Annotated in this window: 11 protein-coding genes and 1 pseudogene; 8 read left to right on the plus strand and 4 right to left on the minus strand. The window is 63.0% G+C overall.

Going from position 1 to position 14,952, the window contains the following annotated elements:
• Nucleotides 1-48: 48 nt before the first annotated feature.
• On the minus strand, nt 49-921 hold the full coding sequence (locus tag MF606_RS09175) for a DsbA family protein (RefSeq protein WP_240233490.1): 873 nt from the start codon (nt 919-921) through the stop codon (nt 49-51).
• Between the two features lie 156 nt (nt 922-1,077).
• Here MF606_RS09175 and MF606_RS09180 point away from each other — a divergent pair, with 156 nt between their 5' ends.
• The 3 genes from MF606_RS09180 (at nt 1,078) to MF606_RS09190 (ending at nt 3,766) form a co-directional block, all read left to right on the plus strand.
• Nucleotides 1,078-2,226 carry a pyridoxal phosphate-dependent aminotransferase gene (locus MF606_RS09180; RefSeq protein WP_240233491.1) on the plus strand — a complete coding sequence of 383 codons (1,149 nt, stop codon included), beginning with the start codon at nt 1,078-1,080 and terminating at the stop codon, nt 2,224-2,226.
• Between the two features lie 75 nt (nt 2,227-2,301).
• On the plus strand, nt 2,302-2,904 hold the full coding sequence (locus MF606_RS09185) for a hypothetical protein (RefSeq protein ID WP_240233492.1): 603 nt from the start codon (nt 2,302-2,304) through the stop codon (nt 2,902-2,904).
• 97 nt (nt 2,905-3,001) lie between these two features.
• Nucleotides 3,002-3,766: an isocitrate lyase/PEP mutase family protein gene (locus MF606_RS09190; RefSeq protein ID WP_240233493.1), complete on the plus strand. Its 765-nt coding sequence runs from the start codon at nt 3,002-3,004 to the stop codon at nt 3,764-3,766.
• Nucleotides 3,767-3,825: 59 nt separating this feature from the next.
• On the opposite strand, the gene MF606_RS09195 is transcribed toward MF606_RS09190, so the two are convergent.
• Complete coding sequence (locus MF606_RS09195; protein WP_240233494.1) at nt 3,826-6,513, minus strand: Rne/Rng family ribonuclease; 2,688 nt, start codon at nt 6,511-6,513, stop codon at nt 3,826-3,828.
• A gap of 609 nt (nt 6,514-7,122) precedes the next feature.
• On the opposite strand from MF606_RS09195, the gene MF606_RS09200 reads away from it, so the two are divergent.
• From MF606_RS09200 to prfB, 5 genes and pseudogenes are all read left to right on the plus strand, one after another.
• The gene (locus MF606_RS09200) at nt 7,123-8,364 is read left to right on the plus strand and encodes an N-acetylmuramoyl-L-alanine amidase (protein WP_240233495.1); all 1,242 of its coding nucleotides are present in this window, start codon (nt 7,123-7,125) and stop codon (nt 8,362-8,364) included.
• 173 nt (nt 8,365-8,537) lie between these two features.
• Nucleotides 8,538-10,883: pseudogene (locus MF606_RS09205) on the plus strand (penicillin-binding protein 1A); the annotation flags it as partial.
• A gap of 153 nt (nt 10,884-11,036) precedes the next feature.
• Nucleotides 11,037-11,534: a peptide deformylase gene (locus tag MF606_RS09210; protein ID WP_240233496.1), complete on the plus strand. Its 498-nt coding sequence runs from the start codon at nt 11,037-11,039 to the stop codon at nt 11,532-11,534.
• Between the two features lie 79 nt (nt 11,535-11,613).
• Nucleotides 11,614-11,928, plus strand: coding sequence for a hypothetical protein (locus tag MF606_RS09215; protein ID WP_240233497.1), 315 nt, complete (start codon nt 11,614-11,616; stop codon nt 11,926-11,928).
• Between the two features lie 87 nt (nt 11,929-12,015).
• Nucleotides 12,016-13,141 (plus strand): peptide chain release factor 2 gene (gene prfB, locus MF606_RS09220; protein ID WP_240233498.1). Its coding sequence is split into 2 segments (ribosomal slippage): nt 12,016-12,084 and nt 12,086-13,141, totalling 1,125 coding nucleotides; the frame shifts between segments, so codons are not numbered across the junction.
• 3 nt (nt 13,142-13,144) lie between these two features.
• Here prfB and MF606_RS09225 read toward each other — a convergent pair.
• Together MF606_RS09225 and MF606_RS09230 are read right to left on the minus strand one after the other, a co-directional pair.
• A complete protein-coding gene (locus MF606_RS09225) occupies nt 13,145-14,293 on the minus strand; it encodes a M23 family metallopeptidase (RefSeq protein WP_240233499.1) in 1,149 nt (382 codons plus the stop codon).
• Nucleotides 14,294-14,366: 73 nt separating this feature from the next.
• Nucleotides 14,367-14,846 carry a peroxiredoxin gene (locus MF606_RS09230; RefSeq protein ID WP_240233500.1) on the minus strand — a complete coding sequence of 160 codons (480 nt, stop codon included), beginning with the start codon at nt 14,844-14,846 and terminating at the stop codon, nt 14,367-14,369.
• Between the last annotated feature and the right edge of the window lie 106 nt (nt 14,847-14,952).

Here is a 14,952-nt window from a genome sequence, read left to right on the forward strand (position 1 = left end):
GTTATACGAAATGCACCGAAAAGGCAAAGAACGCGGCAAAAGTGGGGCTTAGCCCTCGCATTGCGTCTCACCGCATTCGCGCATATTGGCGATCCGCGTCCGCAACTCATCGAGGCCGATGGCTCCGGGAATGATCTCGTTGCCGATGATATAGGTGGGCGTGCCGGTGATGTTGAGCGCCTTGGCGATCTCGTAGGAGGTCTGGATAGTCTGCGATACGGCCTCCGTACCCATGTCGAGTTCGAGGCTAACCGGGCTCAGGCCCAATGCGGCAGCAGCGTCGAGCGCCACCTTCTTGTCCACCTGGCCGCGGCTGGTGAAGAGGGCTTCGTGGAACGCCCAATAGTCCACGTCGGCATCGCCAACCAGAACGGCGACGCGCGCCGCATCGATCGATTCGTTGGAGAGGATGGGGAATTCCTTGAGGATCACACGCAGGTTCGGATCCTCGGCCAGCAGGGTCGCCATGTCGGGCAGGGCCGAGCGGCAATAACCGCAATTGTAGTCGAAGAACTCGACCAGGGTGACGTCGCCATCCGGATTGCCGAGCACGACCTGACCGGGATCGTTGAAGATCGCGTCCTGCATGGAGGCTATCGCCGTCGTCGCCTTGTCGCGCTCTTCCGACTGCAGCGTCGCGTCCAGGGCGACGGACATGCGCTGCAAGATCTTGGGGTCGCTCATGAGGTAGGATTCGATCAGCGGGTTGATCGTGTCCGGCGTGATGGCTGCTGTAGCCTGAACTGGCGTGGCGGCGGTCTCGGCAAGGCGCTTGGCATCATAGGCCGTCAGGGCCTCGTCGATCATCGCCTGTACGGCGACACTGTCGGTCTGCAGGGCGGGTTTGTTGAAGGCCGAATAGCCCAAGGCCCCGGCCAGGATGCCTGTAACGGCGACAAGGGCGAGAGTAACGCGCGACATGGGCAACGGGCTCCAACAGAAATCGAGAGCTGCTTCTAGCAGACCAAACGCAGATTAGCAGCCGGTAGTGAACGCCCGCTTCCGCGTTGATATCAATTGTTGTTGAGAGGCCCAGCCGAACCGGTTAGGCGGAGGGTGTAGCCAGGGAAAGCGCCAATGACCGAACAGCCCGCCGATGGATTGATGCCCTTCCATGCCATGGAGATTCTGAAACGGGCAAAGGCCATCGAGGCGAGCGGCCGCACGGTTTGCCATCTTGAAGTCGGCGAACCGGGTTCGCCGCCAGCGCCCAAGGTCATCGAGGCCGTCGCGCGAGCGCTGCCGCAGGCACAGGGCTATACCAATGCCAAGGGCATGAGCGAGCTGCGCGAGGCTTTGGCGGGATATTACGCGGACCAGCACGGCGTCGCGGTCGATCCCGATCTCATCGTCAGCACCATGGGCTCGTCGGCCGGCTTCATCATCGCCTTCCACACGGCGTTCCGGCCGGGCGCCCGTATCGCCATCACGCGGCCGGGCTATCCGGCCTATGTCAATACGCTGCTCGGCCTGGGTTTCGGTATCGCCGAAATACCGCTGACGGCGGCCAATGGATGGCGGCTGACCGGCGCTGATATCGAGGCGGCCCACGCCGACAATCCGTTCGATGGCTTGCTTTTCGCCAGTCCGGCGAACCCCACCGGGGCCGCCGTCGATCGCGCGCAACTGGCCGATATCATCGATGCCTGCCGGCGCCTGGGCGTACGGCTGATCTCGGACGAGATCTACCATGGACTGGATTATCGCGGCCCGTCGGTCAGTGCGCTTGAACTGACGCGGGATGCCATCGTCATCAACAGCTTTTCCAAATACTATTGCATGACCGGCTGGCGCATCGGTTGGATGGCGCTCCCCGAGGACCTGATCCGCCGGGCGGAAATCCTGCAGCAGAACCTGTTTATCTCAGCGCCCACGCTGAGCCAGATCGCCGCGACCGTGGCGCTCGGCGAGCGCGACTATTCCGAAGCGCAGAAGGACAGCTACGCCGCCAATCGGGCGCTGCTGAACGACGGTCTCCACGCGCTGGGTTTCGACATCGGCGACCCGTCAGACGGGGCCTTCTACGCCTATGCGGGGATCGGCAGTTTCTCCAACGACGCAACCAGCTTTTGCGAGACGATGCTGGACGAAGCCGGCGTCGCGATTACGCCGGGCATCGACTTCGATCGTACCGGCGGGCATCGCTACGTCCGGTTCTCGTATGCTGGGAAGCGCGAGACGATCGAGATTGCGCTGGAGCGGATGCGGACGTTCCTAAGCAAATAGCGGAGCCCGATTAAGGAACCGGATATCGTTTCGGCCTATAGGTAGGACCACGTTCAGGGCGGAGGAGCGCTGACGATGCCGTCGCTTGAACCTGGGCCGCTTGGTGATTGCACTGCCATCATCGTCGCCCATGACGAAACGACAAGCACAACATTGCTGAGTCTTGCACAGCGGGTTGGCTTCGGTCAGGTCACGACCGCGTCGGAGCCGCTATACCCACTGATGTTCTTTTTGGTCCATTTCGGTATTGGCCGGGCAGCAAAGGAAAAACTGATCCAGCAAATCCGCGCGACGGCATCGCCGCTGGTGCAGCTTGCCCCGATCATTCTCTTCGCGCCGGACGGGCCATACGATCGCCTTCTCGAGTATATCGAGATGGGCTTTGACGACGTGATCTTCCTGCCCGAGAAGCGCCACGTTCTGGCTGCGAGACTTGCGGCGCAAGTGGATCAGGAGCACATCTACATCGAGACCGGCAGTTATCTGGGGCCCGATCGCCGCCGCATGGAGCTTCCCGGCCATACCCATCCGAATCGGGGATCTGGCAGCTTTGAGCACAAGCGCCTGACGGTCTTGCGCAAGGTCGACAGCGGCCCGCAAATCGTGCGCACGCAATTGTTTCTCAAGCAGAACCACGAGGCGCCCAAACACGCGCTGACCGGAAGACGAACGGCCTGAGCTCACGGCTGGACAGCGCCCCCAAGAGCGTCAAAACCGGGTGGCGACTCGCTGTGCTTTGCGATGCCATCGATCACCACGCATACGAGGACAACCGATGTCGCAAACCGCTAAGGCCAGCCAGTTCGCCACGCTCCATATCCCGGGCAATCCGCTGGTTATCTACAATGCCTGGGATGCCGGCAGTGCGGCGGCCATTGCGGCTGGCGGCGCCAGGGCCATCGGCACGGGTAGCTGGTCGGTGGCCGCTGCCCAAGGCTACGAGGATGGTCAGGCGTTGCCACTGGCGACCCTTGAGCTGATCGCCGGCCGCATCGTGGCCAGCATCGACCTGCCGGTGAGCGTCGATTTCGAAGGCGCCTATGCCGAAGCGCCGGATGCCGCCGCTGCCAATGTCGGACGGTTGATATCGCTGGGCGTGGTCGGGATCAATTTCGAGGATCAGGTCGTCGGCAAGGGGGACGCGATCTACGGCATCGAGCAGCAGCAGGCGCGGATCGCCGCGATCCGCCGGACCGCAGATGCAAGCCTGCCGGGCTTCTTCATCAATGCTCGAACTGACCTGTTCTTGCAGGCGGCCGCCGACCAGCATGGCGGGTTGGTGGACGAGGCAATCGCGCGCGGTAAGGCGTATGCTGCTGCAGGCGCCAGCGGCTTCTTCGTGCCGGGTCTGGCCGATGCCGGCCTGATTGCCCGCGTCTGCGCCGAGGTCGCGCTGCCGATCAATATCATGATGTTCGCCGGCGTGCCGGCGGTCGGGGAACTTGCGGCGCTCGGCGTTGCCCGCGTCAGCCACGGCCCCGGCCCGTTCCGGACGGCCATGGCCGAGCTGACCAAGCGTGCGACGGAGATATTCGCCTGACCCTCTCGTCGCTGGGTGTAGCAAAGAAAAAGGCGGCCCGGAGGCCGCCTTTTGTCGTTCTAGCCGAGGCCGAGGCGGCGCTGCCACCAACCGGCTTTCTTCTTCGGCTCAGGTTCACCGCCTTCAGCTTCCGCCTTGGGCGCGCTCGATGACACGACAATGCCTTCGGCCGGTAGCTCCTTCTTGGCGCGGCGCGGCTTGGGCGCATCCTCGGCCGGAGCGGCTTCTGCCGTTGGCGCTGGCACGACTTCCGGCGCGGGTTCGGCCTTTGGTGCTGCCTTCGGCTTGCGCGCACGGGCGCTCACTTCGGCTACGGGAGCAGCTTCCGCCGCTTCTGCCTTGGGCTTGCGGGTCCGCGGCTTGCGCTTTGGCTTTTCGTGCTCGGCAGCTTCGGCCACAGGAGCGGCCTCGACGGGCGCCGCTTCGAGCGGAGCCGATTCAGCAGTTTCCTCGACCTTCTTGCGGCGCGAGCGCTTGGGCTTCTCGGCTGGAGCTTCGGCGACCGGCTCGGGCGCCGCTGCAACGGCCTCCTGCGCCAGCAATTCCTGGGCAACCGCATCGGAGGCGTCCGGGCTCAACCCATCCTCACCAGCGGGCGAGGGGGCCTTCTCGACGCCCTCTTCGCCGTCACGACGATTGCGGCGGCCACCACGACGGCCACGACGGCGGCGCTTGCGGGCCTCGCCATCGGCCTGGCTTTCCTCGCCGGACGGGCGAGCACTGTTCTCGTCCGCATCCTCGCCATCTTCGGATTCATCGCTGGCGTCTGCGTCGGCCTCGACACGCGGCGGCTGCGCGGCGCGCTGCTGCTGCGGACGCTGGCCGCCTTCGTCGCCACGATCGGCGCCGCCACGACGGCGGCGGCGACGGCGACGGCGACCACCTTCGCCCTCACCACCCTCGGTGGCGGACGCAGCCGGGCGCTCTTCGACTTCCTCGTCCTCGACCTCATCGACGATATCCTCGTCGGCATCGTCCTCGATAACGGCGCTATCGACGCGCACATGCTCGGCCGTGCGCTGCTCGGCATAGGCGATCACACGGGCTTCGCCCTTCTCGATCGCGAACTGGTGGCCGGTCATCTTGCCATCGGCGGTGATGGTGATCGACAGGCGGTTGCGGATTTCGAGAGACGTCAGGGTTTCGCGCTTGAAGTTCAGGATATAGAGCGCGACTTCCACGGGCACGCGGACGTTGATCGACTGGCCCTGGCGGCGCAGCACGTGGTCCTCGATATGGCGCATGATCATCAGCGCCAGCGACTCGACCGAACGCACCAGGCCCGTGCCGTCACAGATCGGGCACTTGTGGGTCGAACTTTCGACGACGCCGAAGCGGATGCGCTGGCGGCTCATTTCCATCAGGCCGAAATGGCTGATGCGGCCGACCTGGATGCGGGCACGATCGTCCTTGAGGCAATCCTTGAGCTTGCGCTCGACGGCCCGGTTGGAGCGGTTCTCCATCATGTCGATGAAGTCGATGACGATGAGGCCGGCCAGGTCGCGCAGGCGGAGCTGGCGGCTGACTTCCTCGGCGGCTTCCAGATTGGTCTGGAGCGCGGTGTCCTCGATATTGTGCTCCTTGGTGGAGCGGCCCGAGTTCACGTCGATGGATACGAGCGCTTCGGTCGGGTTGATGACGATATAGCCACCGGAGGGCAGGGTGACCGTCGGCGAGAACATCGAGTCGAGCTGGGCTTCGATGCCATACTTGGAGAACAGCGGCTGATCATCCTTGTAGAGCTGCACGTTCTTGGCGTGGCTCGGCATGATCATGCGCATGAAGTCCTTGGCCTCGCGGTAGGCGTCGTCGCCCGCCACGAACACTTCATCGATGTCCTTGTTGTAGAGATCGCGAATGGTCCGCTTGATCAGCGAGCCTTCCTCATAGACCAGGCACGGTGCCTGGCTCTTGAGGGTGAGCGAACGCACGCTCTCCCACAGCCGCATCAGGTATTCGAAGTCGCGCTTGACTTCGGCCTTGGTGCGGGACGCACCGGCCGTGCGCAGGATGACGCCCATGCCTTGAGGCACTTCCAGGTCGGACGTGATTTCCTTGAGACGCTTGCGGTCCGCAGCATTGGTGATCTTGCGCGAAATGCCGCCCCCCCGGGCGGTATTGGGCATCAGCACGGAGTAGCGACCAGCCAGCGACAGATAGGTGGTTAGAGCCGCGCCCTTGTTGCCGCGCTCTTCCTTGACCACCTGCACCAGCATGACCTGCCGGCGCTTGATCACTTCCTGAATCTTGTAATGACGACGATTGTTGCTCGAGCGGCGACGCTCCGGCACTTCCTCAAGCGCATCGGCGCCGCCGATTGACTCGACCGGCTCGGAATTGGCCGGCGCCTGCTCGATATGGCTGGCGTCTTCGGTTTCCTGCGGATCGGCCTCGGCGTCGGGCTCGGTTACACCTTCGGGCAGCGAGATGTTCTCGTCTGCCTCGTCGTGATGGTCCTCGGCCTCCTCATCGCGCAGCAGGGCCTCGCGGTCGGCAACCGGGATCTGGTAATAGTCAGGGTGGATTTCGCTGAAGGCGAGGAAGCCATGGCGGTTGCCGCCATATTCCACAAACGCCGCCTGCAGGGACGGCTCAACGCGCGTGACCTTGGCGAGGTAGATGTTCCCGCGCAACTGGCGACGGGTCGCCGATTCGAAATCGAACTCCTCGAGCCTGTTACCTGCTGTAACGACGATCCGTGTTTCTTCCGGGTGGATGGCATCCACCAGCATTCTCTTGGTAGCCATAGTTAACTCCGCGCGCTCGCGCGCCGACAAGAGGGCGCCGGAAAGCCGGAATCCTTCTGGTAGCGCAGTGCGAGGCGAATGGTTTGGGGGTGGTTGCGCGCACAAGCTCTGCCTTTAGCGCGCCGATATGGGTGGTCATGGCCGAAAGATGCAGCGTGGCAAAACGGCAATCGTCATGTTCGATCGCGTCGCGTTCTGTCCGCCTGCGGGCCATCTGACCTCTTCCTATTGAGCTGTCCGCATCCGAAGATTTGCCGACAGCCGTCCGGTCCAAGGGGGACCGAAATTCGTAGCGAAGCGCAGGATTGCCGCTTCTGAACCGGGTTCGGAGGGTCTCTTCGTACCCCCTTACCCGGCCACTTCCTGCACCGCTGTAGTTGGCCTTGTGGCCACGCAAACTGGTTCTGCAGGAAGCTTGCGCCTCACCACTAGCGTGTAGGGATGTTGCGTCCGAATGGCAACAGGAAAGTCGAAAAGCGCTACTGACAGGCTTTTAGCATGCCGTTATTGGCCGAACCCGCAAATCATCGCATAAGAGCGCTCGCGCCGCAGAATCGCCAGAACCTGATGACAAACGCGGCGGACGCGAGTTTTGGGATCGGTCTGCGCTTGAAATCCTTCCACACGTTCTTCTTGTCGATGTTCGGGGCCGTGCTCCTGCTGGTTGCGTCTGCGCAGGCGCAAGAAGCGCCAGCCGAACCGGTGTCCGTGGCGCTGCCCAACGTCATGGATGTCCGCGTGTCCGCCACGCCGGAGCGGGCGCGCCTGGTCATCGACCTGGCTGGCCGCACCGAATTTGCCCTGGTGTCACTGGCAGAGCCCAACCGCCTCGCCATCGATGTCCGCGCCGCCACGTTCTCGGTGCCCGAACCTTCTGGCAAACCCTCGGGCGAGGGCATGGTTTCCGACTATCTGGTCGAGCAAGCCGCGCCCGACCGTGTGCGGACCACACTGACGCTGTCCGGCGCCGCGCAGGTGCAGCAGGCCTATATGCTGGAAGCCTTCGAGGACCAGCCGGCGCGGCTCGTGGTCGACATCATCCCGGCGACGCCAGAGGAATTCGCGGCCAATGTCGCCCGCGATCTAGCGGCGTCCGGCACTGCCGCGCCGCCGGTTGCCGCAAGCTCGACGCCGGCAGGCGGGTCGGAGCTGCCAATCGCAACGCGCCCGCTCGTCGTCATCGACCCCGGCCATGGCGGCATAGACAGCGGGGCAGAGACCCCCGGCGGCATCAAGGAGAAAGACATTGTCCTCGCCTTTGCCCTAAGGCTCCAGGAGCTGTTGGTGGCATCCGGCCGGTTCGACGTGGCGCTGACGCGTGAGGACGACACCTTCCTGCGGCTTGAGGAGCGGGTGGCGCTGGCGCGTACCAATAAGGCCGACATCTTCATTTCCATCCACGCCGACAGCTTCCAGCAGCCGGAAATCCGTGGCGCCAGCGTCTATACCCGCGACGAGAACGCCACCGACGTCCTCGACAAAGTGCTGGCCGACAGCGAGAACAAGACCGACATCATTGCCGGTTTCGCCATGCCGCAAATGGCGCCCGAAGTCGTCGATATCCTGCTCGATCTGATGCGCCGCGAGATGCGCCATCAGTCGTTCACCCTGGCCCAAGCGATCGTGCACCAACTCGAACCCAGCGTTGAGCTGCGGCGCTTTCCGGTGCGGCAGGCCGATTTCTTCGTCTTGCAGGCCCCCGACGTACCATCGGTGCTGGTGGAGCTTGGCTTCCTGTCGAATGCCGACGACATGGCCAATCTGATGCAGGGCGACTGGCAGGACCGGACGGCCGACGCCCTGGCACGCGGTATTTCGACCTATTTCGACAGCATCACGCCGGAGGAATAGGGCAGTCGCTGCGTAAGCCGCGCCACTATCGTGGCATCCCGTCGCATTTGCGCCACACGGGCGCGGCGGACTGTGACCCGGCGCCGATATGATCCACTTTCATGGCTCGGTCTGCTATGATTCCGGCTGCAAATCAGGGATGACGAACGCCGTCCCTCGGAGAACTCGTCTATATGCTGCGTTTGATCGGCTGGCTGTTTGGTTTTGGTATGTTTATCGCCCTGGCCGCCATTGGCGCCGGCGCCATCTACCTGACCAGCGTGTCGGCCGCACTGCCTGACTACACCGTTCTCAAAGACTACCAACCGCCGGTGACGACGCGCGTGCATGCCGCTGACGGTACGCTGCTTGCCGAGTTCGCCCGCGAACGCCGGCTGTTCCAACCCATCGAAACCGTGCCGCCGCTGCTGGTGCAGGCGTTTCTTTCTGCCGAGGACAAGGATTTTTATAGCCATGGCGGCATCGCCATCGACGGCGTGTTTCGCGCTGTCCGCGACAACCTCGTTGCCCGCATGGATGGCAATTCGTCGATCCAGGGCGGTGGTTCCTCCATTACCCAGCAGGTCGCCAAGAACTTCCTTTTGAGCTCCGAACAGACCTGGGACCGCAAGATTCAGGAAGCGCTGCTGGCGATCCGCATTGAATCGACCTTCTCCAAGGATCGTATCCTCGAGCTCTATCTGAACGAGATTTTCCTCGGGCTGAACTCCTATGGCGTCGCGGCTGCCGCACTGAACTACTTCGACAAGGCGCTGTACCAGCTCACCCTGAGCGAGGCCGCCTACATCGCCGCTTTGCCCAAGGGGCCAAACAACTATCACCCGTTCCGCCGGGTCGAAGCGGCCATTGAGCGCCGCAACTGGGTGATCGATCGCATGGTCGAGAACGGCTATGTGGGCCTCGAAGAGGCCGAGTTGGCCAAGGAAGAGCCGCTCAACGTCATCCCACGTGCCGGCGGTAGCCAGCTCTATTCGGCCGAGTATTTCACCGAGGAAGTACGTCGTGAGCTGGCCAAGCTCTATGGCGAAGACCAGCTCTATGGCGGCGGTTTGTCGGTACGCACGACGCTCGAACCCAAGCTGCAGGAATATGCCCGCAGGGCTTTGATGGACGGTCTGATCGCTTACGACCACACCAAAGGCTTCCGCACGCCCGTAGCCAGCATCGAAATTGGCGAGGACTGGGGCCTCGACGTCGCCAAGATATTGCCCCTGAGCGACGTGCCGGAATGGCAGCTCGCGGTCGTGCTCGAAATGAACGGCAACGAGGCCCGTATCGGATTGCGTCCGGACGCCATTGCTGACGGCGGCGTGGCTGCCGATCGCGAGGAGGGCATTCTGTCTGGCCCCGAGATCAAGTGGATCTCCAAGCCTTTGCAGGACATCCTTAAAGTAGGGGATGTGGTCTACGTCTCTCCGGTTTCCGGCAAGGCCGGCGTTTTCACGCTGGAGCAGGTCCCCGAGATTGAAGGCGCGCTGGTTGCCATGGATCCCCGCACCGGGCGTGTCCTGGCGATGGTGGGCGGCTTCTCTTATTCGGCGAGCGAGTTCAACCGCGCCACCCAAGCCCTGCGCCAACCCGGCTCCTCGTTCAAGCCGATCGTCTACGCCGCGGCCCTGGACAATGGCTATACGCCGGCCTCGGTCGTGCTCGATGCGCCCGTGGAAATCCGCAATGGCGACGGCTCGATCTGGCGGCCGGAGAACTACGCGCAGGAGTTTTATGGCCCGCAGACCCTGCGGCGCGGCATCGAGCGCAGCCGCAATGTCATGACGGTGCGGCTCGCCAAGGACATCGGCATGCCTCTGGTCGCCGAATATGCGCGGCTGTTCGGCGTCTACGACTCGATGCAGCCGGTTCTCGCCATGGCGCTAGGCGCTGGCGAAACCACTGATATGCGCATGACGGCGGCCTATGCCACCATCGCCAATGGCGGGCGCAAGATCGTCCCCACGTTGATTGACCGCGTACAGGATCGCTATGGCGTCACCGTCTACCGGCACGACCAGCGCCTGTGCGAGGGCTGCGAGGCCGCCGATTGGCACGGGCAGGGCGAACCTGTCATCGTCGATAACCGCGAGCAGGTGCTCGACCCGATGACGGCCTATCAGATCACGTCGATGATGGAAGGCGTGGTGCAGCGCGGCACCGGCACGGCCGCCAAGGTGCTCAACCGCCCGGTAGCCGGCAAGACCGGCACCACCAACGACTACAAGGACGCCTGGTTCGTCGGCTTCACGCCTGAACTAGCTGTTGGCGTCTATGTCGGCTACGACCAGCCGCGCTCGATGGGCAGCTCGATAACCGGCGGCACCTTTGCCGTGCCGATCTTCACCGAATTCATGCAGAAGGCGCTGGAAGGCAAGCCGGCGACACCCTTCACCGAGCCGCCCGGCATGACCAATGCCTGGATCAATCCCAATTCAGGCGTGCAGGCGTTCGAGGGCGAAGCGGGCATCGAAGAGGCGTTCAAGCCTGGTACCGGTCCAAACCTGATGACCTCGGTCATCGGCGTCGACGTCAATGCCTTTGACGCGATCCAGCGCCAGCAGCAGATGCAGCAGCAGTATGGCGGCGGCTTCGCCGACCAGCCGGCACCGACAGCCGCCCCCGGTCAGCGGGTCTTCGATGCCGATACCAACCAGTGGATCACGCGAGGCGGGCTGTTCTAGGTGGCCGCCTTCGTTACCTATCCCGACGCGGCGCTCGGCAGGAAGGCCGTCTCGCGGCCCGTCGATGCCCGAATGCTGCAGGTTGGCGAAGCGCTGATCGATGCGGCGCGCGACGTGCAGGCCTATGGCTTGGCGGCTGCCCATCTGGGCAGCGACGAGCCGATCGCGGTCATCAGCGTCGCAGCGGATATCGGCCAGCGGGACTATCGGCTGCTCTACAATCCCGAAATTGTTCTCGCGGCTGAGGAAATTTTGTCAGGCCCCGAGGGTTCCGTGTCGCTTCCTGGCATTGAAGTGCCCGTCGAACGCCCTATCTGGGTGGAAGTGGCGTATGACAATGCCGACGGCGCTCGCGAAACCGCGCGGTTCGAGGGCTTCGTGGCGCGGGTGGCGCAACATGAAATTGACCAGGTGAACGGCGTATTTTTCCTGACGCGGGTGTCACGCCTCAAGCGGGACACGGCGATCCGCAAATTTGAGAAGAGCCAGCGGCGCTGACCGCGACTTGTTACGAGAAGTTAACGCGACCCGGCACGCGTTCCGCGTTTAATAAAGACATCAATTGGAGACGATGACGATGAAACCAGCACGATTGGCAATGATGGCGACGATGGCCGCCCTGGTAGCCCTGCCAACGCCGGCATGGGCGCTGTTCTGTTCCAATGAAGGGCCGAGCGCCGGATACATCGTTGTCGAGGACAACGGCAAAAGCCGCATGGTGAAGGACGTCGAAGGCCAGGCCCGGCTCGACAAGCAGCGGCTCCGCGAAGTCGGCGTGGTCGCGACCTCCACCGAGCGTTGGAACGGCTGCATCCGCGCCTATGTCACCCAGCCAGAGGGCGGCCAGGTGATGGAGTTCTACGATCCGGCAACGCTGCGCCGCCTGCAATAGCGACCTTGGGCGGTCGATGGGGCCGGGAGGGTTGATCCCGGCCACTGCCTCCGCTACATGAGGCCCGCTATTGAAGGAATTGACCAAATGCGTGCGGAAATCGAAAAGACCGTCGCCGAAATCGAGCAGGTTCTGACCCTGCTGAGGAGGCATCTTTGACTGGGATACTGCTGAAGTCCGCCTCGACGCGCTGACGGCGCAAACCGAATCCCCCGATTTCTGGAACGACCCCGAAAAGGCTCGCGTCACCATGCGCGAGCGCGATGAGCTCGATGTGGCGGTGAAAGCCGTGCGCGAACTCGAGGCCGGCATCCGCGATAATGTCGAACTGATCGAGCTGGGCGACGCTGAAGGCGACGCCGAGGTGGTTAAGGACGCCGAGAGCACGCTCATCGAGCTCAAGCAGACCGCGCGCCGCCGCCAGATCGAGACGCTGCTCTCGGGTGAAGTGGACGCCAACGACTGCTATGTCGAAATCCACTCCGGCGCCGGCGGCACCGAGAGCCAGGATTGGGCCAACATGCTCTTGCGCATGTATACCCGCTGGGCCGAGCGCCGGAAGATGAAGGTCCAGGTGCTCGAAATGCATGACGGCGAAGAAGCCGGCATCAAATCGGCGACTATCCAGGTTTCCGGGCACAATGCCTATGGATGGCTCAAGACCGAGAGCGGCGTGCATCGTCTCGTCCGCATCAGCCCCTACGATTCGGCAGCACGCCGCCACACCAGCTTCTCGAGCTGCTGGGTTTACCCTGTGGTCGATGACTCCATCGACATCGAAATCCGCGAATCCGACCTTAAGGTCGACACCTACCGCGCCTCGGGTGCCGGTGGGCAGCACGTGAACACGACCGACTCTGCCATCCGCATCACCCACGTGCCTTCGGGCATTATCGTGGCGTGTCAGCAGGAACGCAGCCAGCACAAGAACCGTGCGACGGCCATGGCCATGCTGAAATCGCGCCTCTATGAGGCCGAGCTGCAGAAGCGCGAAGAGGCGGCCAACGCCCAGGCCGCGAGCAAGACCGATATCGGCTGGGGTCACCAGATCCGCAGCTACGTGCTGCAGCCTTACCAGATGGTCAAGGACCTGCGCACCGGCGTCGAAAGCGGCCAGCCGTCAGTGGTGCTGGATGGCGATCTCGACGAGTTCATGGAAGCCGCATTGGCGCAGCGCGTCGGCGTGGCAACGGACGTCGCGGCTGAGGATTAGTCCTCAGCCGAGCGTCGCCAGCAGGCGCTTGCCGGCTTCGATGAAAGCCTTGGGATTAATGGCGTCGTCGCCCTTGCGCACTTCGAAGTGCAGATGCGGGCCGGTGGAGCGTCCGGTTGAGCCGACTTTGGCGATCGGTGTGCCGGTGTTCACCGGTTGGCCTTCTTCACTCAGAAAGCCCGACAGGTGGGCATAGCGGGTCACGAGGCCGCTGGGATGGGTGACCTCCACCACATTGCCATAGCCTGACTTGGTGCCCACAAAGCTCACCACGCCCCGGCCGGCGCTGAAGACGGTCGTACCCTTTGGCGCGGCGAAATCGAGGCCAGAGTGGAATGCCCGGCCTCCGGTGAATGGATCGGTGCGATTGCCGAAGCCTGAGCTCTGGCGAAAATTGCCTGTGATCGGCATGTGGATCGGTGCGCCGTCAAAGCTCTCCCGTGCCGCCTTGTAGCGAACCAGCGCAGCCATGACCGCATTGGCGTCGTCGATCATCGGCGATGCCTCGATATCATCGCTGGCCGCGAGCAGGGGCCCCCCCACGCCGTCTAGGTCCGGAGGCAGGTCAACACGGATGCCGAGATCGGCCAGTTCGGTGACGATGCTGTCTGTCCGTGCCGCGGCGGTTTCAGCGATCGAGGTCATGGCGAACTGAGTTTCGCCCATCATCTGCGCCACGGCGACTGCCGTCGCGTCGATATCGGGGTTGCCGGTAGCGGTCGTCGACACGGTCATGTCGTCGATTACCGGGGCAGGGATGGCTGCTGCCTCGATGCCGAGCTCGCCGGCCTTGTCGACCAACACCTTCACCAGTTGATGCTGCTCGATCAGCACTTCCTGCTGCTGGGCCAGTTCCTGCAATTGCAGGTTGATGTCGCCAGTTTGTGCATAGCTGCGCGACTGGAGTCGGTCCACTTCGACGCGGAGCTGTGCGATCCGGTCTTCATAGGCCTCAACAAGCTGCTCGGTTTGTCCGTTAAGCAGCTTTGCAATATCGGGGGAGAGCAGGAAGGCGGTGCCGAGCAGAGCATTGCCCGAGAGCAGCACGGTGAACATGCCGTAGAACAGGCCGGCATGTACACGATGGCGCGGCCGTCTCGCTTGTTGGGCTAACGCCTTGTCGGTCCGCCCAAAACTGGCTTGGTTACGCACGCAACATACTCCACGACGCCAAATAACATGGTGTCCGGATTATGACCGCGCATGGTTAACAAAGCCTGTTTCGTCACTTTCGCGCCACATGCGCCTCAAGCGCTTCCAGCATTTTCTGCGCATGGCCGAGGATACGCGTAGCGCGGATGATCCGGCTGACCTTGCCGTCGGCGTCGATGATGAACGAGGTGCGGATCAGCCCCATGAACTCGCGGCCATAGAGCTTTTTGAGCTTCCACAGCCCGAACGCCTCGATCGCGACATGCTCAGGATCGGCCGCCAGCGGCACGACGAGGCCATACTTCTTACGAAATTTGATATGACTTTCAATGCTATCGGGAGAAACGCCAACCAGCTTGGCCCCTAGCTTGTGGAATGCCGTGGCGCGCTCCGAGAACTCCTTGTTCTCGTCGACGCAGCCGCCAGAATCGTCTTCCGGGTAGAAATACAGCACGACTGGCTGTCCCTTGGCCGACGCGAGACTGAACGATGTTCCATCGTCGAGCGGAACCGTGAAGTCGGGGGCGATATCGCCTTCCCTAAGTTCGGTCATGTGACGGCTCCTCATCTTGCTTGCAATGCCCTAAAATCCGGGGTGTCGGTGCCATATTCCAGCCGGTATCATTGGGCAAGAGACCGCATTCTGCGGTTGATTCTCG

The organism is Devosia lacusdianchii, assembly GCF_022429625.1.
GTDB lineage: Bacteria > Pseudomonadota > Alphaproteobacteria > Rhizobiales > Devosiaceae > Devosia > Devosia lacusdianchii.

What these genes read in the sequence shown, in the direction of transcription:
- MF606_RS09195 (WP_240233494.1), bottom strand. Translation starts at nt 6,513, where the DNA reads ATGGCTACCAAGAGAATGCTGGTGGATGCCATCCACCCGGAAGAAACA.
- MF606_RS09215 (WP_240233497.1), top strand. Translation starts at nt 11,614, where the DNA reads ATGAAACCAGCACGATTGGCAATGATGGCGACGATGGCCGCCCTGGTA.
- MF606_RS09175 (WP_240233490.1), bottom strand. Translation starts at nt 921, where the DNA reads ATGTCGCGCGTTACTCTCGCCCTTGTCGCCGTTACAGGCATCCTGGCC.
- MF606_RS09230 (WP_240233500.1), bottom strand. Translation starts at nt 14,846, where the DNA reads ATGACCGAACTTAGGGAAGGCGATATCGCCCCCGACTTCACGGTTCCG.
- MF606_RS09190 (WP_240233493.1), top strand. Translation starts at nt 3,002, where the DNA reads ATGTCGCAAACCGCTAAGGCCAGCCAGTTCGCCACGCTCCATATCCCG.
- MF606_RS09180 (WP_240233491.1), top strand. Translation starts at nt 1,078, where the DNA reads ATGACCGAACAGCCCGCCGATGGATTGATGCCCTTCCATGCCATGGAG.
- MF606_RS09185 (WP_240233492.1), top strand. Translation starts at nt 2,302, where the DNA reads ATGCCGTCGCTTGAACCTGGGCCGCTTGGTGATTGCACTGCCATCATC.